This is a genomic window from Cohaesibacter marisflavi, assembly GCF_963665895.2.
Lineage (GTDB): Bacteria > Pseudomonadota > Alphaproteobacteria > Rhizobiales > Cohaesibacteraceae > Cohaesibacter > Cohaesibacter marisflavi.
On the sequence record NZ_OY762534.1, the window covers coordinates 4,907,985 to 4,929,796 of the forward strand.

A 21,812-nucleotide genomic window follows, 5' to 3' on the forward strand; every position below is an offset into this window, starting at 1 on the left:
ATTGGTTCCAATAGGCCATCAATGCTGTTATTCAGCCGGTTGAGTGGCTGCTTCGGATGGTGTCTCCGTTTTCGGGCCAAGACGCTTGTAGGTTCCGGTCAGCTTCATCACGAAGACAAAAAAGACCGGAGCGAACAGCACGCCAAGGATCGTTGCCGAGATCATGCCTCCCACCACATTGATGCCGATGGCATTCTGGCTGGCGGCCGAGGGGCCGGTTGCCGTGGCCATGGGAACAACACCCATGGTGAAGGCCAGAGACGTCATCAGGATCGGACGGAAGCGGAGGCGACAGGCTTCGACGGTTGCCTCCAGCAGTCCTTTCCCTTCGCTGATGAGATCCTTTGCCACTTCGACAATCAGAATCGCGTTCTTTGCCGACAAGCCGACGATGGTGATCAGCCCCACGGTGAAGAAGACGTCGTTGGAAAGCCCTGTCAGAGTGACCGCAGCCACGGCGCCAATGGCGCCCATAGGCACGATCAGCATGACCGAGAAGGGGATCGACCAGCTTCCGTAAAGGCCTGCAAGGCAGAGGAAAACGAAGAGGATCGACAAGCCGATCAGGATTGGTGCCTGATTGCCGCTTTCAATTTCCTGCAGCGACTGGCCGGTCCACTGATAGCCAAAGCCGGACGGCAATTCAGAAGCCAGCCGTTGCATCTCTTCCAGAGCCTCACCGGAGGAATAACCCGGAGCGGCTTCGCCATTGATGCGGATGGTCGGGTATCCGTTATAGCCAACGATCTGAGACGGTCCAAATCCCCAATCCATTGATGCGAAAGAGGAGAGTGGGACCATACCACCCTGCACATTGCGCACATTGAGTTTCATGACTTCATCAATGCTGGCTCGGGTGGATGGCTCGGCCTGTACGATGACGCTTTGCATTCTTCCCTCGTTAGGGAAGTCGTTGACATAGCCAGAGCCAAGGGCAACCGAAATGGTGCGGTTGATCTCGCCAAAGGTGACACCGAAAGCGTTGGCCTTTTCGCGATCCACCTTGAGGTGTAGCTGCGGTCCGGGGGAGAGACCTTCAATATACATCTGACCAAGGATCGGGCTTTTTGCTCCAGCTGCCATGATCTGCCCGGCAGCTTCCTGAAGCGCGGCGTTGCCCTGGTTGGTTCGATCCTGAAGGCGGAAGGCAAAACCGGAGCCGGTGCCGAGCCCGGGGATTGGCGGTGGCGAAATGGCAAAGGCGAAGCTGTCTCTGAGCGAGAAGAGCATACCGGAAAACTGCCCAGCAAGCGCTCCAGCACTGAGATCGGGCCTTTCCCGCTCGGCCCAGTCCTTGAGGGTAATGAAGCTGATGGCCGAATTTGGCCCCTGTCCCGAGAAGGAAAAGCCCTGAACGGTCACGATATTGTCGACGGCTTCATGAGACAGGGCAAAACCCTCTGCGGCCTTGGTGATCTGCCGCATACGGAAGGAGGTGGCTTCAGGCGGTGATTGCATGCTTGCAATCAGATAGCCCTGATCTTCCTGAGGCAGGAAGGCGGATGGGATCTGGACATAGAACCAGCCAAGCCCCGCAACAAGAGCCGCATAGATGACCATCATTCGGCCTGCACGTCGGATTAAACCGCCCACCAGCCGTGAATATCCCTTAGATGCGCGGTCAAAGGTCCGGTTGAACCAGCCCGCAGGGCCTTTTCTGGCATGGCTGTGGCCCTTGGCAATCGGCTTGAGGAAGGTCGCACAGAGCGCCGGTGTCAGGGACAAGGCGAGGAACGCGGAAAAGAAGATCGATACCACCATGGTCAACGAGAATTGCTGATAGATGATGCCGACCGAGCCGGGAAAGAAGGCCAACGGCACAAAGACAGCCATAAGAGCCAGCGTGATGCCAATGATCGCACCGGAAATCTGGCCCATGGCCTTTTTCGCAGCTTCCTTGGGGGGGAGCCCTTCCTCTGACATGATGCGTTCCACATTCTCCACCACCACAATGGCGTCATCCACGAGAATGCCGATGGCAAGAATCATGGCGAACATGGTCAGCACGTTGATCGAATAGCCCGCTCCGAGCATTACCGCCAGCGTTCCGGCCAATGCGATGGGGACGACCAACATGGGGATCAGCGTGTAGCGAAAGCTTTGCAAGAAGACCAGCATGACGATGAAGACCAGCACGATAGCCTCAAGCAACGTATGCACCACCTTCTCGATGGAGGCGGAAACAAAGGGCGTCGTGTCATATGGCACTTCATAGCTGATGCCTTCCGGGAAACTTGGTTCCAGCTCCGCAAGCAATGTGCGCACCTGTTGCGCCGTCTCAAGAGCGTTGCCCGTGGGAGAAAGCTGAATGCCGATTTGGGCGGCGTCCTTGCCGTTGAGGAATGATTTGAAGGAGTAGAATTCCGCGTCGACTTCAACCCGAGCAACGTCGGAGAGGCGCACGAGTGCTCCGTCATCATGGGCTCGCAGAACAATCTGCCCGAATTCCTCCGGTGTGCGCAACTGGCCTGTTACCAGAATGGTTGCCTGTGTCTGTTGTCCGTCCGGGGCCGGATCAACGCCGACGGAACCTGCGGCGACCTGAGCATTTTGCTCCGAGATAGCGGCCGTGATGTCCGTTACCGACAGATCGAGACCCACGAGCTTGGCCGGATCGATCCAGATCCGCATGGCGCGCTCTGCAGAGAAAAGCCGTGCCTTGCCTACGCCGGGCACCCGGCGGATTTCGTTGAGCACATTGCGAGTTGCATAATCCGCAATCGAAACGGCGTCATATCCGGATCCTTCCGCACCCACCATGGAAATGAACATCAGATAGCTAGAGCCGGCTTCCTCAACGAGCAAGCCTTCTTGCTGCACCCGAGGAGGGAGGGAAGACTCGACCCGTCTCAGGCGGTTCTGTGTGTCCACCACGGCTTGCGCCACGCTTGTTCCCGACGCGAAGGTTACCGTGATGGTGACTGCGCCGGTGGATTCAGAGGTCGATTCAAAGTAGATCATCCCGGGGACGCCGTTCAGCTCCTGCTCAATCGGCTGGGTGACCTGCAGATACAGATCTTCCGAGGATGCCCCTGCAAAGCGCGTGGAAATGGTCACCTGTGGCGGGGCCACATCCGGATATTGCGAAATCGGCAAGGAGGGAAGCGACAGCAATCCGGCGATGGTGATGAAGATGGCGATCACCCAGGCGAGAACCGGGTTATCAATAAAAAATCTGGCCATGTCGGGTCTCACTTCATCCGTTGTTGGGCAACGCATCAACGCGCTGTGTACAGGCTTCGGGCGGGGTGGCGTCCTGCTTTGCCGGATCAGTCCAGCAGACCGGAGCGACAGGCGCACCCGGGCCGATCTTCTGGAATCCGTCCACGATCACCATTTCGCCGCCTTGCAGACCACTGTCGATGAGGATGGAATTGCCCGTGGTACGTCCCGGCTTAACCGGGCGTGTTTCAACAATCCCGCTGTCATTGACCACCAGCACCTGCGCGTCTCCGGAAGCGGTGCGGCGCACTGCCTGTTGGGGCAGAAGGAGTGCGTCGTCCTGCGTTGCCTGTTCGACAGAAACGCGGACATACATGCCCGGCAGCAAGGTGCCTTCGGGATTGGGGAATTGTGCACGCAAGGTTACCTGACCACTTGAACGCTGAACGGTTGACTCGGCAAACAGCAGCTGGCCGGAATGGGGATAAAGAGACCCGTCGTCGAGATAGAGATCTACCTCGGCCGTTGCCGGAGCAACCTCATTGAGGGCCCCATCAGCAAGGGCTCTGCGCAAGCGGAGCAGCTCGGAAACGGGCTGCTGCATATCCGCGTAGACTACGTCGAGCTGCTGAATGGTTGTCAGGACCGCGCCTTGGGCCGCGACCAGAGCCCCTTCTGTTACCTGCGTACGTCCTGTACGCCCGGCGATTGGGGCGCGAATTTCCGTATAGCTGAGATTGACTTCAGCGGCGCGCAGCTGGGCCTGCGCCTCGGCCAGGCTGGCTTCGGCTTGCAGACGGTTTGTCTGGGCAGTTTCCAGATCAGCCGTGCTGGCGACATTGCGTTCCTTTAGCTGGACAAGTCGCTTTTCGGTCTGGCGGGTGTCTGCCAGAACGGCTTCCGCCCGGGCAACCGAAGCCTTGGCGGCTTCCACCGCGATTTCATAAGGCGCGGCATCGAGCCGGAAAAGCAGGTCTCCCGCTTCCACAAGGCTGCCCTGTTCGAAAATACGCTCTTCGACGATGCCGCCCGCGCGGGCGCGCACTTCTGCAATGCGGGTTGCGCTGACACGGCCGGGCAGTTCGGAGGAGATAGCAACCTGATCGGGTTGCACCACCACGATACCAACGGGCATGGGAGGTCTGCCCTGCGCCTGTGCAGGCATCACCAGCATATGAAGGAGGGAAAACGCGCCCAGTGCTGAGAGGATACCGCGTTTGAAAGCAGCGGCTGGAGACGAGACGTCGGGGGTCCGATATCGGATTGGAACTGTTGGCATGGTCAGCCTTCTCTGGGAAAGGCCGGTCATTCGGGCCAGTCCGTTTCAGGTTTTAAGGTGCAAAAAGAGTGAGATCCCATCATCATCAACAATGGACAATGGGGGGATGGCGTTCGCGCGAAATGCCGCGATCAGCCAAGAAAGACGGATGTATAGTGCCGTTTATGCCAGATGAGCGGGGGCAGGCTATTGTCCAGAATCATGCTACGGATGCGTCCGGCAAAGAGGCGATGGCCCGAGAGTTCGACTTCTGCGGTGACCTCACAATCGAATGCGGCAACTGCATCGAACAGGCAGGGCATGCCGCTGGACCATTGCGACCAGTTGCCATGATCAAAGCGCTTTTCTGGCACTTCCTTACCCGCAAAGGCATCCGCTGTTGCCTGCTGCTTTTCAGAAAGTTGCGCAAAGGAGAATTCCTTTTCTGCACTCATGATGTGGGCAAGAGACGCGTTTGAATCAATGGACACGAGGATCGTGGGAGGATCGATCGACAGAGAAAAGGCTGCCGTCACTGTGCGCCCTTGTCGGGCTTGCTCCTTGCCAGCGGTGACAACACAGACGGATGCGGCCAGTGCCGCCATGGCGCCACGGAACTCAGTGCTGGATATGCCGTCCCTCTGCTCGGTATCGGGCAGCGGTGCATGGTGGGCGGTGTTTTCGCGGGAGAGAAAAGTCATTGTTTGTCTGCACCCTGTCTCGGTTCATTTAATTTGGAAGGAGGAGGAAATTGGGGCATCAGGCAAGGAAAAAGAGACCACGCCGCCTTGCAGCTGGCGTGGCTCATCTTGAATCTGGAAAAGCGGGTCAGTTGCTGTTTCCATTGCCCTCACGCCCCGAGCTGCGAGACGTGAAGACAAATCATCACCTTAGCCAAGGTTTGCTTCGGCAAATTCGTAGTTTGCGAGTTTGTCGAGGAAGTTGGTTACATAGTCAGGGCGACGGTTGCGGAAGTCCACATAGTAGCTGTGCTCCCAAACGTCGAGGCTGAGAAGGGCTTTGCCTTCGCCGGTAGCCAGCGGGTTGACGCCGTTCGGGGTCTTGGTGACTGCGAGCGTGCCGTCTGCCTTCTGAACCAGCCATGCCCAACCGGACCCGAACTGGGTGGTTGCTGCGGTCTTGAAGTCTGCCTTGAACTGGTCAACGGAGCCGAATGCTTCGATCAGTTTGGCTTCCAGTTTGCCCGGAATGCCGCCACCATTCGGGGACAGGGCGTTCCAGAAGTGGATGTGGTTCCAGTGCTGACCAGCCTGGTTGAAGATGCCCTGGCGGGCGTCATTGCCATAGGTCAGAGCAATAATTTCTTCCAGAGATTTGCCCTGAAGATCTGCATTGGCGTCAACGAAGCCGTTGAGGGCCGTTACATAAGCCTGATGATGTTTGTCATGATGCAGCTCGAGGGTTTCCTGGCTCATGCCAGCTGCTGCGAGTGCGGAATGGGAATAAGGAAGAGCTGGAAGTTCAAATGCCATTGGTTTTCTCCTTTGGTCGGCCCGAGCTTGCGTTTTCGAGCGCGTTCTGATATTAAAACAAGTAACTACTTTGAAAAACAAATGGCCGAATATGTCAAGTAAAAACTTGGAAAAAAGAAAAAACTCCTCAGGATTAGCCGGTGAAAGGGTGTTGATGACCCTTAAGATGAACGGTGCCATGACGTCTGCCCAGATGGGGAAACGCCTGAAGACCACGGGAGAAGGGGCTCGGCAACATCTGATCAGATTGTCTGAAGAGGGGCTTGTTGCCGAAGAACGCCGCGTCGAGGGTCGCGGGCGCCCGTCGGTCTATTGGTCCCTAACGCAAAAAGGACATGATCATTTCCCGGATTCGCATTCCGATTTGGCGGTTGATCTGCTGGATTCAATACAGACAACGCTGGGGCCGGAAGCGCTGGACAAGATTGTCTCCTTGCGCGGGGCTCGGGCTCAAGAGCGCTATCGCGCGGAGCTGGATCGGTGTTCTTCGCTGGCCGAGCGGGTTGAGCGGCTGGCTGAATTGCGTACGGCCGAAGGCTATATGTCGACGATGGAGGAGAGGGCGGACGGCAGCTTGCTGCTATATGAAAATCACTGCCCCATTTGTGCAGCTGCGCGTTTGTGTCGGGGCTTTTGCCGTTCCGAGCTGGAGGTGTTTCGCGCCTTGCTCGGGCCGGGCGTGGCTATCGAGCGCGTCGAGCATATCCTGAGTGATGCCCGCCGATGTGCCTATCAAATCACCGAGCAGAAGCTTGAGGCATGAGGGTCGTTTTTGGCTGCGATATGTCCAGCCTGTTCTTGAGGCTAAAGGTACATTTTAAAAGGCCGGTTTGTTTGAAACCGGCCTCTTTTTTTGTTTGATGCCATCAGAATGGCAGGAAAACAGGAATAATAAACGCCGACAGAATGATGGACAGGATCTGCAAAGGCACGCCAATGCGGACATAATCCATAAAGCGATAATTTCCGGGCCCCATCACAAGTGTGTTGATGGGGGAGGCGACCGGAGTACAAAAGGCTGTTGAAGCGGCAATGGCCACACTCATCAGCATCGGTTCTGGCCGTACGCCCATGATACCGGCAACCTGAAAGGCGACTGGTGCAATCAGCACGGCGGTGGCTGTGTTGGAGGTGAACTGACTGAAGATTGAAGTGAGCAGGAAGAGGGCGATCAGCATAATATAGGGGGAACGATCACCCGTGAGCGCCACGATGCTATCCACAATCAGCGCCAATCCGCCCGTCTTGTCCAAGGCGGCCGCCATGGGGATCATGCCCGCAATGAGCACCAGACTGGGCCAATTGATGGACTCATAGGCACGCTTTGGCGAAAGGCAGCCGGAGCAGACCATGGCGGTTGCTGCCAGAACCACAGCTGTCACGCTCGGCACGATACGGAAAATGATGAGCGCAAGCATGATGGCCAGAATACCAAGCGCCATCGGCGCGAATTTTCGCCGTGGCAGGTAGCTTTCCATTTCCTCGGGAAAAGACAGGAGCAGAAAGTTTTCCCGATAGGTCCGCATTTCCCTGATCCGCCCCCAGTCACCCACGACGAGTAACTGGTCGCCAAATTCCAGCTCCGTTTTGCCGAAACTGTCATGTAGGGGTTTGCCTCGGCGCATGGCTCCAACAACACTCAAGCCGTGTTTCAAGCGAAAGCCAGCTTCCAGAATGGTTTGACCGACAAGGTTGGATTCCTGCGGAATGACCAAATCGGCCATGCCGAGTTCGCGCGCTGAAAGGTGATAGTCATGTTCCCCCAGGGGCGTTATTTTTACTCCCAGAAAGGCGGCCTCTTCCTCGGATAGTGGCGCATCGACAACGCCGAACAGGACATCGTCTGCCTCAAAGGTCGTTTCCGTATCCACCGAGATCACTTCAGGCTTGTCGCCTTTTTCGCCTCTGCGCTCCAGTGCAAATAGTGTGATGCCAACGGCGCTGCGCAGTCTGGCACTGACCACGGTTTCTCCCACCAGCTTTGACTCGGCATTGACGGTGAGGCGAACAATCTTGTCCTCGATATCGTAAGTCCTCAGCAGGCTTTGCAGTGTCCGTCGACCCTTGTTGGTCACATGTTCGCCACTGGCTTTTCTGGGAAGCAGAAACCGGCCGTAGATGAGCATATGTATGATGGCCATTGCCAGCATGATGAGGCCGATGGGGGTGAAGATGAAGAAGTTGAACGGCTCCATACCAGCCTTTTGCAACTCCGCATTGACCACAAGGTTGGGAGGCGTGCCGATCAGCGTTAGCATACCGCCGATGAGGGCGCCATAGGCCAGTGGCAAAAGCAGGCGGGAAGGCGAGATGGCTGCCCGGTTGGCCAGACGAATGGCAATCGGAATGAAGATAGCGCCCGAGCCGGTAACGCTCATGACCGACGCCAGCGCAGCAACAGCCAGCATGAGCAGTGTGATCAGTTTCCATTCCTTGTCGCCGGCAATCTGAACGATCTTGTCGCCCACGGCATAGGAGATGCCGGTTTGGGCCAACGCCTCGCCGACAATGAACAAGCCGGCGATCAGAATGACCACGGTGGAGCCGAAGCCGGAAAGCATTTCCGAAGGGGTAAGAACGCCGCTCAGGCCAAGAGACAGCATGACGATGATGGCGACAAGATCCAGTCGTAGCTTGTCGGCAAGGAAAAGAACCACCGCGACGCCGAGCACGATGAAGGTGAAAATCATATCCCAGGGCATAAATTACTTCCTGTTGGATGAGGCAAAGAACTGACAAGGACAGCGCATTTAAGGGAGCAAAGGGACAAAATGTCTGCTCCCTGCAATGGCAAATACCTGCAAGTCGGCCCGCTTTCTAAAAATGGGTTACAGGTGGGTGCTCAAGCGCAGCTCTGGAAATGGACCAACGAAACGGTCTGAATGATCGGTTTTCAATTGGTGGTACCACTTTCGGCCTGGGGTCTTTGGGGGAGAGTTTGTGGCATCAAGCATAATCCCGTGCTCCTTTTGCGACAGGGCTCAAGGAGGTGGGAATGGAACGGTCAATGTGGCTCGCCTTCTCAGCAAGCGGAAGCAACAGATCTGCCATGCTACCCTCTACCAGGACGCCCCGCCCGGGTTGGTTGAAACAGTGATCGGCAGGTCTCCTGGCTCGCGGGTCGTCATACTCTCCCACCTTCCCGGATCCTTCCTGATCCAGTGGTATCATGGGGAATACTCGTCGCTTACAGTTGCGGGGACAGCTCCGGATTTATGGCCGATGAAAACCGGTCACGCACCGGATTCCCTTTTCATTCCATAAGGAAACCGATAAGTGCCATTCTCTCCATCTAAAGTCTAATGTCAACGGAAGTTCGTTCACGTGTGCGATAGGCGCACAGATTTAGAGCGCCTTTCCTGAGTTTTTAGCGCATCAAGTGCCACTGGTCTTGATGTTCGGTGCGTGCCTTCTGGCTGGTCGCTTAAGGGCACAGCGTTTTGATTGCGTCGGCAAGTTGCTCAAGATCGCTTTCTGTGACATGCAGATGTGGAGCGAAGCGCAAGGCATTACCCCGGCGACTGATATAGATCTTTCTGGCAGCCAAATCTGCGGTGATGCTGGGCGAGAGGGCTTTTTCTGAGGAGGCGCCCAGAATATGCGGGCTGCGGAAGGCTTCCGGCACGGGCTGAAACCCGACCGGTTCCAGCAATTGGGCAATGCGCTCATTGATACTGCGAAGAGAGGTGGCGATCGTCTCTATGCCCCAATCTCCCAATTGGCGCAGGCCGATAAGGCCCGCTGGCAGTATGGTCGGAATGGATTTCTGTCCCATGTCAAAGCGACGGGCGCCCGGTTGGTACTGATCGGTGTAGTTGACCAGATTCTCGAACGCCTCGGCCCCATCACGTCCCAGCCATGTTTCCTCCAAAGGGCGTGCGTGGTGCCATTGGGGAGCGGCGTAAAACAGGCTGAGGCCATAGGGAAAGAGCAACCATTTATAGCCCGCGGCGATCATGAAATCCGGTCGGACCCTGTCAAGATCCAACGGCATGGCACCCAAAGACTGGGTAACCTCGAGAACGAGGGAGGCGCCGACTGACCGGGTGGCATCGGCGATGGCTTCCAGATCCAGAATGGCACCATTGGTCCAGTGGCAATTGGGCACAGCGACCAGCTTTGTTTTGCTGGTTATTCGGTCAAGAACCGCGCGGGTCCAGTCCAGATCTTGTGGCGTTGGGGCAATGATCAGTTTTGCCCCGGTTGTCTCGCTTGCGCGCAACCATGGCAGATAGTTGGAAGGAAATGCTTCGTCGAGCACTAGAATTTCGTCGCCTTTGGACAGAATGGTTTCAAAAATTCGCCCGACGGCTGATGTGCCATAGCTGGCGGAAGGGATCACGGCGTAACAATCAGCATCTCCACCAAAGGCTCTCGCGGCCCGTCGCCGGAATTCCTCTGCCGGCTCGAAAAAGTCAGACGGCGTGCGGTTCCAGGGATGACATTTTGATAAGGCGCCCTCAGTGAGCGCGGCGCCAGCTTCGTGCAGAAGCGGCGCGTTGTAGGCGCAATTGAAATAGGCAATGTCTTGCGGAATATCGAAAAGATGTCTTTGGGTCGGAAGGAGTTTCATGGCGGTTGCCTCATGCAGAAATGGCAGACATGGATCAGTTTGATTTGCTACAATGTGTAAATTGTCATGAGATGATCGAGCAACGGATAGAATGTATATAAGACAATTATTAGAATAACTTGCCAGTATAGTTTCTCTGGGCCTTTCAGGCTAAATTATAATTGTGATACAATATAAAATTGTATCAAGTGACCAGCTGAGAATACTTCCGGACGGGTGCCATGCGAACCAAGTTTCGAAAAGTTGTTGCCGAATTGGCTCAGGATATACAGACAGGCAAACTGGTGCCGGGCGATAGATTGCCCACCCATCGAGAGCTTGCCTACCGCTTTGGCTTGTCTCTGGGTACGGCAACACGTGTGTTTGCCGAATTGGAGGCGATGGGGCTGACCGTGGGGGAAGTCGGGCGTGGCACATTCGTGCGCATGCAGGGCGAAGGGCGGGCGGTAGACTTCGCCTTGGCCGATCCGGATCAATCTATCGTGGATTTCAGTCTTAACCGCTTCATCCTCCCCGAGCAGGAAGCGCTATTCGCTGACTCTGTTGCCAGAGTGCTGGCCGACAAGGGCTGTGATAGTCTTGATTATCGAAACAGCGTTGGAGCGGAATATGATCGCTGCCGGATCGCTGATTGGCTTAATGATGATCGGGAGGGGGCTCCGTTTGATCTTGCGCAGTTGACCATCTGTTCCGGGGGACAGCATGCGCTGATGCTGGCACTGATGAGTGCCTGTCACGCGGGGCAGGCGGTCGCCGTGGAAGACTACACCTATCCGGTCGTTCGGCTTGCGTGCGAAATGCTTCACCTCGACGTGGTCACTGTCGAGAGTGACGAAGAAGGCATTTGCCCCGCATCGCTGGATGCGGTTTGTGACGACGAAAGCGTGCGGATGCTGTTCACCATGCCGAATGTTCAGAACCCGACGTCGGTTACGATGTCCGTCAAACGGCGCCATGCGATTGCGGACGTCCTGAAAAGACGCAATATTCTGGCTCTGGAAGATGATGCCTATGGGTTCCTGCTGGAGCAGCCGCCAGTGTCTCTCAGAGACCTCGCGCCTGATCATGTCTTTTATAGCCGGACATTGTCAAAGAGCTGGGCTCCGGGATTGCGCATCTGTTATCTGGTGGCACCAACAGCCTTTTCAAGGCAGATCGACAAGGCGCAGAGGGCAACTGTCTGGATGAGCACACCCTTGATGGTTTCCGTTGCGACCGATCTGGTCGCAACAGGCCATTATGAAGCGGTTGTCAGTCTGAAGCGGCGTGAGATTGCCAAGCGGCAAAAAATCGTCCGGCGTGTGTTGGGTGGATTTGCCCTGATAACGGACCCTTGCAGCATGCATGTGATGCTCAATTTGCCCTCGGGCATTCGCACTGGCGAATTTCTGGCTGCGTTGAAAGAGAGGAATGTGGTTGTTTCGCCCCTTAGGCAGTTTGTCGCCAGCCGTGATTGTGTGAAAGTCCCTGAAGGTATTCGCCTTTGCATAGGCTCGCCATCCAACCGCAAGAGTCTGGAAGAGGCACTCGTTTGCGTTCAGAAGGCGCTCAAGTCTTTTAACGCTGGGCCCTGATGCAATGGTTTATTCGCTCTGGACGTGGGGATGACGTGGTTTCATCCTGGGTATTTATGTTTTCCAATGCATGAAAGAGGCCCTTGGTTTTCCTCCCGAGAGGGCCTCTTTCGTTGCCTTTTAATCGTCCAGGAAGTCAGGTTTCTGGACGAGCAGTCTTTCGAAATAGTCGGTGAGTTGGCCGAGCAGTTCTTTCGAGATGGTTTGTTTTTCGCCACCGGCGGACAGCACCTTGCGGTGGATGCCTGCGGCTTTCTCGATGGTTTCGATCAGCCCGAAGACGGAATCCGGTGTGGCTTCGGAGGCGAAAATGCCGTGGTGCGACCAGGAAATGATGCGCCCCTTTTCCATTTCCTTGATGGAGGCATCTGCGATCTGCGTGGTGCCGGGCAGCATGGGGGGAACGATGCGCACGCCATCGGGGAAGATCACGATGCATTCGGGCATCTTGGTCCAGAGCGCCATCGTCAACTCCTTGCTATCAAGGGGCAGGATGTAGCTGAGGGCAATGAATTCGGGGGCATGGCAATGCATGATGATCCGCTCGCGGCCTTCAGAGACGCGCTTGCGGACCGCATGGCCAGCCAGATGGGTGGCAAATTCCGAGGTTGGGCGTCCGCCATTGCTAAAGCCCCAGACGGTCTGATAGGCAGAGCCGCCCTCAACGATGCGGACGATGCCGAAGACCTGATCGGGAAACTCCGTGGCGTGGCGGAAATATTGCCCCGTGCCTGTGACGATGAAATATTCCCCATCGAGGGTCGGCTGCGGCTGGGGCAGTGTGACGGGGGCAGCGGGTGTCACGTTCGGGTAGCGGCGTGCTAGCACGCTTTCCACTTCATCGGTTGGCAGGCGCCATGAAATATTGCCACCGTTGGCTTCATTCCATCCCATTTCCCAGCAAAGGCGCGCCAGAGAGGCGACCTGTTGCACAAAGGGGATCGGGTGCGAAAATACAGTCATGCTTTTAATCCTTATCCGCGGGGGGCCACACTGGCCTGATAGCTGTTGAGGTCGGCGATGAGCGCCTTGCCAGTTGGAACATTGTTGCGCGCGCAGAATTCATCCCAGATCACGCCATAAGGCAGATCCTTGAGTTCTTCGGTCATCAGGAAGCGTTGGGTGAAGTCGAGTTTTTCCTCGATCGACTTCAGCTCGGCCTGTGGCATGAGAAGGGCACGCAGCAGGGCTTTCTGCATGTTGCGCGTGCCGATCACCCAGGAGGATGTGCGGGCGATGGTCGCATCGAAGAAATCCAGCCCGATATGGGTGCGTGGCAGAAGGTTGCCGAAGACCAGTTCCTGCGCCATGGCCAGAATATCGTCGTTGAGCAGGATCACATGGTCGCTATCCCAGCGCATCGGGCGGCTGACATGCAGCAGGATTTCCTTGACCGACTGGGAGACGGAGGACAGCTTGTCGGCCACATTCTCGGTCGGGTGGAAATGGCCCATATCAAGGCACAGGAGTGTGCCCTTGCGGATGGCATAGCCCATGTAGAATTCATGGCTGCCCACGGTGCAGGCTTCCACCCCGATGCCGAACAGTTTGGCTTCCACGGCATCGAGCATATGGGCGGCATCATAGGGCTGTGCGATCATCTCGTCGATGGCGCTTTCCAGACGTTCGCGGGCGGCCAGCCGGTCAATCGGTGTATCTTTGTAGCCATCGGGCACCCAGATATTGTTGACGCAAGGGCTGCCCAGCTCTTCGCCGAATTTGGCAGCAATGGCACGGCAGCATTGACCATGGCGAATCCAGAAGTTGCGGATGTCCTTGTCCGGATGCGAAAGGGTCAGATTCTCATCCACCTTGGGGTGGCCAAAGAAGGTCGGGTTGAAGTCGAGCCCGAGGCCGTTGTCCTTTGCCCAATCGACCCAACTGGCAAAATGGTGATAGTCCAGTTCGTCCCGGGCCGGCGTCTCGTCTGTGTCGAGATAGCTTGCATGCAGATTGAGGCGATGCTTGCCCGGGATCTTGCCATAGGCAAATTCGAGATCGGCGCGCAGCTCTGCTGCTGTGCGGGCGCGTCCGGGATAGTTGCCGGTGATCTGGATGCCACCGGCGCTGCCGCCTTCGCTTTGCTCAAAGCCGACAACATCATCGCCCTGCCAGCAATGCATGGAGATGGGAATATCGGCCAGCTGTTTGATGGCAGCATCGGCATCTACGCCCCATTCCGCAAAAGCGTCGCGGGCGGCATCATAATTTAGGCGGGTCATTTGGCCAGTTCCTTTTCTTTGTGAAATAGCATGTGATAACGCTGGCGAATGCATGTCTGCTTGCGGGAGGTATGCGGCTGATATTGGGGCAGGTCTTCGCTGTTGCGAATGATCCGCCGCCCTTCATCAAGATCCGCAATCCAGCCAAGGCCAATCATCTGCACCACGGCGTTGCCCAGAGCGGATGCCTCAAACGGCCCGGCGATCACCGGACTGCCGAGGAAATCGGCGGTCAGCTGGCAAAGCAGGCCATTGCGGGCACCGCCGCCAACGATATGCAGCTCTGAGATCGGTTTCCCCTTGGAGAAGTCCATGAGTACGTCGGCGAAATTGAGCGCCAGGCTTTCGAAAATGCAGCGGGCCAGCTCGCCCCGGCTCTGCGGCACGGGTTGGCCCGTCTCCCGGCAGGCTGTCTGTATGGTCTGGACCATGGAGGCTGCGCGGAAATAGCGATCGGCCATGGGATCGATGAGGGATCGTCCCGGTTCGGCTTGTTCGGCGTCGGCGACCCAGTCGGCAAAATCGCTGTCAGGGGCCAGTTCTTCGCGCACCCGCTGGATCAGCCAAAGGCCGGACACATTGCGCAGCTGGCGATAGGTGTCAAACACGCCGCCCTCATTGGAGAGGCCATGGCGGAAGGCATAGTCGGAGAGATCGGGCACCTGCGCCTCGCGGCCCACCAGCGCCCATGTGCCCATGGATATAAAATAGGGCTCTGGCGTCAGGGAGGGCAGGGCGGCAACGGCGGAGGCCGTGTCATGGGTGCCGCACAGAACGACGTTCGGGGTTTGGTCTGCGCCCTCGCCAAGGCCCCATTCAGAGCACCAGTCCGGTTTGAGCGGTCCGAGGATATCGCCAGCATTGCGAATGCGCGGCATCACTTTGGGGGGCATGGCGACTTGCTGAAGGAGATCCGGATCCCAGCTTTTGTCATGCACGCTGAGCATCTGGGTGGTGGTGGCATTGGTATATTCGCTGGACCAGATACCGCTCAGCTGGAAATGGATCCAGTCGGGCAGCAGCATGAAGCGGTCGAGCCGGCTGTAGCTTTCCAGCGGATGATCCTTGAGGGCATAAAGCTGATAGAGACTGTTGAGTTCCAGCGACTGGATGCCGGTCTTCTCGAACAGCTCATGGGCGCTGATCCCGCTTCTGCGATAGAAATCGGGCATGATGCCTTCGGTGCGGGCATCTCGATAGCTTACAAAGGGCAACAAGGCCGCTCCATCCTCATCCACGGGCACGAAATCAACCGCCCAGCTATCGACGCCGATGGAGGCGATGGTCGGATCTGAGGCGAAGGCCTTGCCAATGCCTTGCCGGATGCCACCCCAGAGATAATCAAGATCCCAGCAAAGGCGACCATCAATTGACTTGGGGCCATGAGGAAAGCGATTGATCTCTTGCAAAGAGAGCTGTCCATCAGACAGCGCAACCTTGAGCACGCGCCCCGATGACGCCCCCAGATCCACCGCAACAACGGCCTTGGTGACCATGATCTCCTCCCAAATGTGCAACGCCTTTGGCTCTTCCAAAGATGATCCTTCGATCGAGCGCTACGCATTTAGTTAGCCACTGGCTGCACATTCAGACAGGGTAAAAAAGTCAATTTTTAGCTATCTGTTGGCGAGATATGACTAGTCAATATGATTGATATTATAAATCAATAGGTTGATCTCTATTGTAAAAGGCTCTGAAAGTCTTTGTCAGTTTTCTATCGGGTTGGTGGGCTGATCTCCCCATTTAGGCAAGCGGGGCATCGATGCCCCTTATGCTTTCCAAGTAAGGGGATGGGATGTCTTCTTTGTATTTGAGGGAGAGTTATAGAATGCTAATGTCTAAAGCGACTTGTACAGACTGAAAAGGCGCGCCACATTGTGTTTGTGAAAAGCGCTTGGAGAAACGAAAAAGAGAAAGAAATGTAAGGCTTTTGCAGAAAAAGTGTAAAACCACAACCAATTCAAGAAAGCGAATTGTTGTAAGCTCCTGAATTTAAGGGTGAATTTTGGTAGCGGAGGAGGGACTTGAACCCCCGACACGCGGATTATGATTCCGCTGCTCTAACCAACTGAGCTACTCCGCCGAACCGTTTGCTTGCCCGTTTGGGCGCGGTGTGTGAGGCTTATAGGCATCGTGTGTTGGGCTGTCAAGCTGGCTTTGCAGCATGTAGGCAGAAAATTTTCTGTTGTGAATAAAGCCCTTGGCGATAGCGCAAGAGGAAGCGGAAGAATACGTATCTTGTCAATTGGCGATGAACGCTGGCCCGCTTCATACGATTGCGAGGCGGGATTGCTTTATTTCTTCCCGTGAAAGACTTCCTTGCTTGGAAGACCTCTTGTTTCTTATATAGGCTTAGTATTATGCGGTGATTGCAGGAGAAATGGACGTGCAGACCAGATTGAATTGCGTGGATATGGGCGAAGGAGAGGGCGCGCCCGTCGTGTTCTTGCATGGCTTTGGTGGTGATGTGAGCAGCTGGTTGATTTTCAGGTGGGGTTAGCAGGGTCCTGGCGCTCTCTTGCGTTCGATTTGCCGGGACATGGCGGCTCGCTGGACTATCCCAAGACATGCAATGCTGTGGTCGCCGCAAAAGCGGTTCTGGATGATCTGGAAGCAATGGGTATTGGCAAGGTGCATCTGGCGGGGCATTCCATGGGCGGGGCTGCAGCTGCCGTCATCGCCCTGAGGCGGCCTGAGCTTGTCGCGTCTCTCAGCCTTCTGGCTCCGGGGGGCTTCGGACCTGAAATCAATCAAGCCCTGTTGCGCCGCTATGCAGCGCAGACAGATGAAGAAGGCTTGCAGATGGTGCTGGAGCAGTTTTTCGGCTCCGAGTTCCGGTTGCCCCGTGCCATGGCTGGCTATGCGGCGCAGCTGCGTCAGGATCCGCATGTGTGCGAAAGTCTGAAGCGGACCGCTGAGGCCATTCTCGATGGCAAGAGGCAGAAGACGCTGCCTCTGGATGAGCTGGGGGGCTTGTCACTTCCGATCAAGGTTATCTGGGGGCGTCAGGATCGCGTCATACCTGTCGGGCAATGCGTTGGCCTGCCTGCCATGATAGCCGTGCATATTTTCGAGAAAGCCGGCCATATGGTGCATCTGGAGGCCAGCCGCGAGGTGTTGGCTCTCATCCGGCAATCCATTCGCTCTGCTCGTTAAGAGAGCGTCGGCTGCTGTTGGTTAATATTGATTGCTTTAACCATGTTTTGCTGTCCTCATCTCTTAACAATTGCTTAACGTTAAGCGAGAGCATATATTGATAGTCTGTATTCGAGAGATGACAGAAGCGGTCGTTTGAGGTCTTTAGAGAGGGGACATCAGTCAGATGCGCTTTTGATTCGCTCAACTTATTGCAATGGATGGGGACGAGGAATCAGGTTTGCCTCTGGCGAAAATGGTTTTGAGCAGACGGACGGGATTCGGACATGGAAGAGCAGCAACATACTGAAAATAAAAGAAGTCTCGACCGTGCCATTCGTGATGTCCGGATCGCTGATGTGGAACAGAGCAGCGTGGTTGTCGAGCTTGGTGACACCGAGCGTGCCCGTTTGGAGATTCTCCATGAGGCACTCGAGGATGTCGCCAAAGAGCTGCCCGAAGATATGGAAATGCTGACCTTCCAGATCGTTCCGGGTCGTAAACCGCGCTTCTGGATCGACATCACGAGCTTCGTCGAAATGGCCCGCGACAAGAGGACTTATCGCTTTCTTAAGGATACCCGGCTTGGTCGGGTTGTGCTGGCTCAAAGTCAGGACGTGGATGATGTGGCCGATTCCGTGACCCATTATCTGGCTGAACGCATCATTGAGCGTGAGAAGGCAATCGAGTCCGATTACCTGCTCAACAAGATGTCCGATAAGGCGATCAATCCCAAAACTGCGGCTTTGGCCAAGCGTAGCCAGTCGGGAGGTTCCAACGCCATCTGGTGGTTCCTGTGCGGTATTCTTGCTGGTGCAATTGGGCTGGTGCTTTACGCCTGGTTCCTGCCAACCAATTTCTAGATGATGAGTGTGCCTTGCGCTGTGAGGTGCCGCATTGCAGCGTCTTTATCCGTTGGGAATGGAGAGTATTTGATTGCCCAACTCGCTGATCAGCTTGTCTTCAGAGGAATAGCCGCGCTCGATGAGCCTGCAGCTCCAATTTCCAGGCTCTCCATCGATATCAAATAGATTGAAACGTGCAGCCGGCTTATGGCTGTTGCCAAACCCTTGCGAGGCGCTGGGAACGCAGATGACCGGAATGCGCCCATTGGGGCCTTCAGTGCTGTCTTTGGTCAATAGGTGAGTGTGGCCGTGCAAAACCAGCTCTGCACCATGCTTGGCCAGTGTTTTGCGGAAGCGCGAGCCGCCGATCAGCCGCTTGTGCCAATGCGTGGAGCGTTTCAACGGCGGATGGTGAATCATGACAACGCGAAACAGGCCCTTTTCCTTGCACTCATCCAGCAGCTTGGCGAGCTTCTTGGCCTGAGATTTACGGAAATAGCCGGTTGCCAATAGAGGCAAGGTTGCCCGGGCTGAATTGACGCCGATGATGGCTATCTTCTCGCGTACTCTGAGATAGGGGAAGGTCAGCGGGCCAGAGTGGACAACGTCGCCGCTCATGAAGGGGCGCCAGGCTTCTTCGGCTTTCATGCGGGCGTTGGGTACATAGGCATCATGGTTGCCGGGAATGACCGATACGTCTTCGGGCGAGCCCAATGTGGTCAGCCAGCGCTTTGCGTTGGCGATCTCCGCAGGCAGGGCCAGATTGACGAGATCACCGGTTACGGCCAGATGGTCAGGGCGCTGCTCCTGCATGTCCGTGATGAGATTGTCCAAAGTGTCTGTGGTCAGCACACCCTTGCGGTTTCGGCGCCAATTGACATAGCCGAAAATACGCTTGTTGGCGAGCTGCCAGGCTGTCGCTTCGGGCAGGGGGCCAAGGTGGGGGTCTGAGATATGCGCCAATCTAAACATAAGATAGCGCATAGTTCTTTTTATGCTGCACGTCCAGATGCTTTTTGTGCTTCACCCCAATTACTCGATATCGCTCATGGCATTGGAGAGATGGGCACTGGGTCGGCAATAAAAAAGGCAAGAGCCTTGCGCTGGCTCTTGCCTTTTTTGAGTGGCCGCATTTTGTTCGTTTCGGCTGATTGGGGACAGCCGAAAAGCGCGTGTTAGCCCATCGGATTGATGAGGGTGTTCACGACTTTGCGGTCGGACATATTGACTGCTGGTTGCCAGTGATAGCGAGCAGTTTTTTTGCTTTTCTTCAGGAACTTCATCATGGCCTTGCTCCGGTTTGATGAATTTTTAGACATAAACTGCTGAAAAAAGCAGCACATATTTGAAATTTGCGCTCATATTCCTGATAAACCAATAGGAATATAGTCGAAATCTTGCATGTCTGCCATGCAATTTCTGGTTTGTTGGAAATATATAATAATATCAAATTGTTAATAAATAATATAAGCAGAATTGACTTTCACTTTCTGGTTGATAAGTCTTCGTTGGCGGGTTTCGCAATTAAGGGCTGAATTTGTCTGAAATTTTAGCATGATTATAAAATGTGCAATTTTGGAGGATTGGCTGCCTAGAATTTTGGCGCGCAAAGCGGACGCTTTTGCTGGCCCTTGTTGCTCTCTTGAGAGCGATTGAAATCATCTTTCATTCAGGCTTGTTCAGGCGGTGTAAGATTGCGCGTCTGTTGCTCGGGCTTTGCTGTTTGTACTTATGCAAAAACGCCTGGCGAGCGCGGGCGGTCCGCACAAAATTGAAAGTCCTGTCAAACGCGTCATTTGGGGATGGATCGGACCTGCGGGGCGCTGTTGTGGTGATTCCAGTCGTTAGGGAATGATGTCACTCGGCATTGGGGGAGCCTTTGAGCGTCGGGGATAGGTAATAGCGGCTCGCCAGCGCTCAACCGGCCACGATGAGGCAGAAGGGGTTAGTTGTTCGGTGAATTGTGCTTTTTAATTAGATTATTTGGAATTTAATTTTGTTATTTTGTTGTTTGAAATATTATGTGACGTATAGACAGCGTCGGAAGACTGTGGTAGCTGGGAGCTAACGAATAGGAGAGACCTTCAATGATGCTACGACGACGGAAACCATAACAATAGTTGGCGCAAGCGTATTTGAGCATGGCGTTTCATAAAGGAAAGCTGCTCTGCTTCGCAAATGCGCCAATCCGAGCATCAAACAAGGCAATGCCGCCCATGCGGTCACAAAACGGAAATCCCCCAATGTGTGAGTTAGACTTTACCCTTGAGCGTGAGCTCCCGCTTCATGTGAGTGCGATTGAACAGCTGCATCGTGATGCGTTCGGTCCCGGTCGTTTTGCTAGGACCGCATTCCGTGTGCGCGAAGCGGTTGAACCTGAGGCCTCCTTAAGCTTCGTGGCTACCTCTCATGGCCATCTGGCTGGCTCTGTGCGGTTGTCTCCCATCCGGATCGGGGGATGTCGGGCCCTGCTGCTGGGGCCTCTGGCCGTCAATCCCGATTTCAAGAATAAGGGAGCAGGTAAGCTTCTGATGGAACGGGCCATTCATGACGCCAAGGATCTGGACTATTGCGCCATCCTGCTGGTTGGCGATTATGACTATTATGCGCGGTTCGGCTTTGAGCGCGTGCCCATGGGCGCTATTGAGATGCCCGGACCGGTCGATCCTCTGCGTCTTCTGCTGTTGCCTCTTGATGACGAGGCTGCAGGGCAATGCAAGGGGATGGTCAAGCCGGGTGTTTGATCGAGCCGTCTGGATCACCCAATGTTAGAATTTCATTGCGCTCGCTGACTAGCGTCCTATATTCATTGCGGTTTCCCTGCGTCGCGGATCATTGTTTAGTCGCGTGACCAGGGAAGATCTGGATTTTGGAACGCAATGAACGACAAGCAGCATCAGCAAAGAACGCAGAGGGGCGCTACGCCCCACGGCGAGGATGAGGCCCTGTTGCCAACAATGCCTGCCAGCCTGTCTGCTCTGATGGAGCGGGCAGGAGTCAACCGTGCCCTGCCGCCTGTCGAGACATGGCATCCTGAATTTTGCGGTGATATCGATATGCGTATTGCCAGCGACGGGACATGGTTCTATCAGGGCACGCCCATTCTGCGCGACGCTCTGGTGCGGCTCTTTGCGTCTGTGCTGCGAAGGGAAGAAGACGGGCAGACCTATCTTGTTACGCCGGTTGAAAAGCTGCGCATCACTGTCGACGATGCTCCCTTTCTGGCTGTCGAGATGGCTGCAGAGGCAGATATGCCGGATCACAGTGGACGTCTTGTTTTTCGCACCAATGTTGACGATCTTGTTCCGCTTGATGCCGACCATCCACTGCGCTTTGCGCTTGAGGATGGGACCTACGGTCTCAAGGCCTATCTGCGCGTGCGCGGTGGGTTGGAAGCTCTGGTGACACGGGCCTTGATGTTCGATCTGGTGGCTCTTGCCGAGGAAGGAACGGGAGACACATGTGGGCATTTTGGTGTTCGCAGTGGTGATGCCTTCTTTCCCATCTGTTCAATGGAAGAATTGGCCATGCTTGAAGGAATGGCTTGAGG

The 21,812-nt window shown here is 55.5% G+C and carries 16 protein-coding genes, 1 tRNA gene and 1 riboswitch; of the genes, 6 read left to right on the top strand and 11 right to left on the bottom strand.

Annotation, left to right across the window (positions count from 1 at the left end):
- Nucleotides 1-27: 27 nt before the first annotated feature.
- The 4 genes from ACKPCT_RS22770 to ACKPCT_RS22785 form a co-directional block, all read right to left on the bottom strand.
- Complete coding sequence (locus tag ACKPCT_RS22770; protein ID WP_090075203.1) at nucleotides 28-3,183, bottom strand: efflux RND transporter permease subunit; 3,156 nt, start codon at nucleotides 3,181-3,183, stop codon at nucleotides 28-30.
- Nucleotides 3,184-3,196: 13 nt separating this feature from the next.
- Complete coding sequence (locus ACKPCT_RS22775) at nucleotides 3,197-4,441, bottom strand: efflux RND transporter periplasmic adaptor subunit (RefSeq protein WP_319568054.1); 1,245 nt, start codon at nucleotides 4,439-4,441, stop codon at nucleotides 3,197-3,199.
- 131 nt (nucleotides 4,442-4,572) lie between these two features.
- On the bottom strand, nucleotides 4,573-5,121 hold the full coding sequence (locus ACKPCT_RS22780; protein WP_090075202.1) for a flavin reductase family protein: 549 nt from the start codon (nucleotides 5,119-5,121) through the stop codon (nucleotides 4,573-4,575).
- Between the two features lie 189 nt (nucleotides 5,122-5,310).
- Nucleotides 5,311-5,913 carry a superoxide dismutase gene (locus tag ACKPCT_RS22785; RefSeq protein WP_090075201.1) on the bottom strand — a complete coding sequence of 201 codons (603 nt, stop codon included), beginning with the start codon at nucleotides 5,911-5,913 and terminating at the stop codon, nucleotides 5,311-5,313.
- Nucleotides 5,914-6,067: 154 nt separating this feature from the next.
- On the opposite strand from ACKPCT_RS22785, the gene ACKPCT_RS22790 reads away from it, so the two are divergent.
- Nucleotides 6,068-6,676, top strand: coding sequence for a helix-turn-helix transcriptional regulator (locus tag ACKPCT_RS22790; protein WP_319568055.1), 609 nt, complete (start codon nucleotides 6,068-6,070; stop codon nucleotides 6,674-6,676).
- 103 nt (nucleotides 6,677-6,779) lie between these two features.
- Here the strand turns inward: ACKPCT_RS22790 and ACKPCT_RS22795 are convergent, their stop codons facing one another.
- Both ACKPCT_RS22795 and ACKPCT_RS22800 read right to left on the bottom strand, forming a co-directional pair.
- Nucleotides 6,780-8,615 carry an SLC13 family permease gene (locus ACKPCT_RS22795; RefSeq protein ID WP_319568056.1) on the bottom strand — a complete coding sequence of 612 codons (1,836 nt, stop codon included), beginning with the start codon at nucleotides 8,613-8,615 and terminating at the stop codon, nucleotides 6,780-6,782.
- A gap of 380 nt (nucleotides 8,616-8,995) precedes the next feature.
- Nucleotides 8,996-9,202: riboswitch (cobalamin riboswitch) on the bottom strand.
- Nucleotides 9,203-9,337: 135 nt separating this feature from the next.
- The gene (locus ACKPCT_RS22800; RefSeq protein ID WP_319568057.1) at nucleotides 9,338-10,486 is read right to left on the bottom strand and encodes an aminotransferase class V-fold PLP-dependent enzyme; all 1,149 of its coding nucleotides are present in this window, start codon (nucleotides 10,484-10,486) and stop codon (nucleotides 9,338-9,340) included.
- A gap of 221 nt (nucleotides 10,487-10,707) precedes the next feature.
- Between ACKPCT_RS22800 and ACKPCT_RS22805 the strand changes: the two genes are divergently transcribed.
- A complete protein-coding gene (locus ACKPCT_RS22805) occupies nucleotides 10,708-12,060 on the top strand; it encodes an aminotransferase-like domain-containing protein (RefSeq protein WP_319568058.1) in 1,353 nt (450 codons plus the stop codon).
- Nucleotides 12,061-12,180: 120 nt separating this feature from the next.
- Here ACKPCT_RS22805 and rhaD read toward each other — a convergent pair whose 3' ends face one another.
- From rhaD to ACKPCT_RS22825, 4 genes are all read right to left on the bottom strand, one after another.
- Nucleotides 12,181-13,023 carry a rhamnulose-1-phosphate aldolase gene (rhaD, locus tag ACKPCT_RS22810; protein ID WP_319567082.1) on the bottom strand — a complete coding sequence of 281 codons (843 nt, stop codon included), beginning with the start codon at nucleotides 13,021-13,023 and terminating at the stop codon, nucleotides 12,181-12,183.
- Between the two features lie 11 nt (nucleotides 13,024-13,034).
- Complete coding sequence (locus tag ACKPCT_RS22815; protein WP_090075197.1) at nucleotides 13,035-14,282, bottom strand: L-rhamnose isomerase; 1,248 nt, start codon at nucleotides 14,280-14,282, stop codon at nucleotides 13,035-13,037.
- The gene (locus tag ACKPCT_RS22820; RefSeq protein WP_319568059.1) at nucleotides 14,279-15,778 is read right to left on the bottom strand and encodes a rhamnulokinase; all 1,500 of its coding nucleotides are present in this window, start codon (nucleotides 15,776-15,778) and stop codon (nucleotides 14,279-14,281) included. The genes ACKPCT_RS22815 and ACKPCT_RS22820 overlap by 4 nt, the downstream gene beginning before the upstream one ends.
- A 510-nt stretch (nucleotides 15,779-16,288) precedes the next feature.
- Nucleotides 16,289-16,365 (bottom strand) — tRNA-Met (locus ACKPCT_RS22825).
- A 407-nt stretch (nucleotides 16,366-16,772) separates the two neighbouring features.
- Here ACKPCT_RS22825 and ACKPCT_RS22830 point away from each other — a divergent pair.
- Together ACKPCT_RS22830 and ACKPCT_RS22835 are read left to right on the top strand one after the other, a co-directional pair.
- A complete protein-coding gene (locus ACKPCT_RS22830; protein ID WP_319568060.1) occupies nucleotides 16,773-17,438 on the top strand; it encodes an alpha/beta fold hydrolase in 666 nt (221 codons plus the stop codon).
- Between the two features lie 266 nt (nucleotides 17,439-17,704).
- Entirely contained in the window at nucleotides 17,705-18,280 is a 576-nt protein-coding gene (locus ACKPCT_RS22835) for a hypothetical protein (RefSeq protein ID WP_090073123.1), read from the top strand.
- A 45-nt stretch (nucleotides 18,281-18,325) separates the two neighbouring features.
- Here ACKPCT_RS22835 and ACKPCT_RS22840 read toward each other — a convergent pair whose 3' ends face one another.
- Entirely contained in the window at nucleotides 18,326-19,234 is a 909-nt protein-coding gene (locus tag ACKPCT_RS22840; protein ID WP_319568061.1) for a metallophosphoesterase family protein, read from the bottom strand.
- 1,271 nt (nucleotides 19,235-20,505) lie between these two features.
- Here ACKPCT_RS22840 and ACKPCT_RS22845 point away from each other — a divergent pair.
- A complete protein-coding gene (locus tag ACKPCT_RS22845; protein WP_319568062.1) occupies nucleotides 20,506-21,006 on the top strand; it encodes a GNAT family N-acetyltransferase in 501 nt (166 codons plus the stop codon).
- Nucleotides 21,007-21,141: 135 nt separating this feature from the next.
- Nucleotides 21,142-21,810: a DUF1285 domain-containing protein gene (locus ACKPCT_RS22850; RefSeq protein ID WP_407652445.1), complete on the top strand. Its 669-nt coding sequence runs from the start codon at nucleotides 21,142-21,144 to the stop codon at nucleotides 21,808-21,810.
- Nucleotides 21,811-21,812 lie beyond the last annotated feature (2 nt).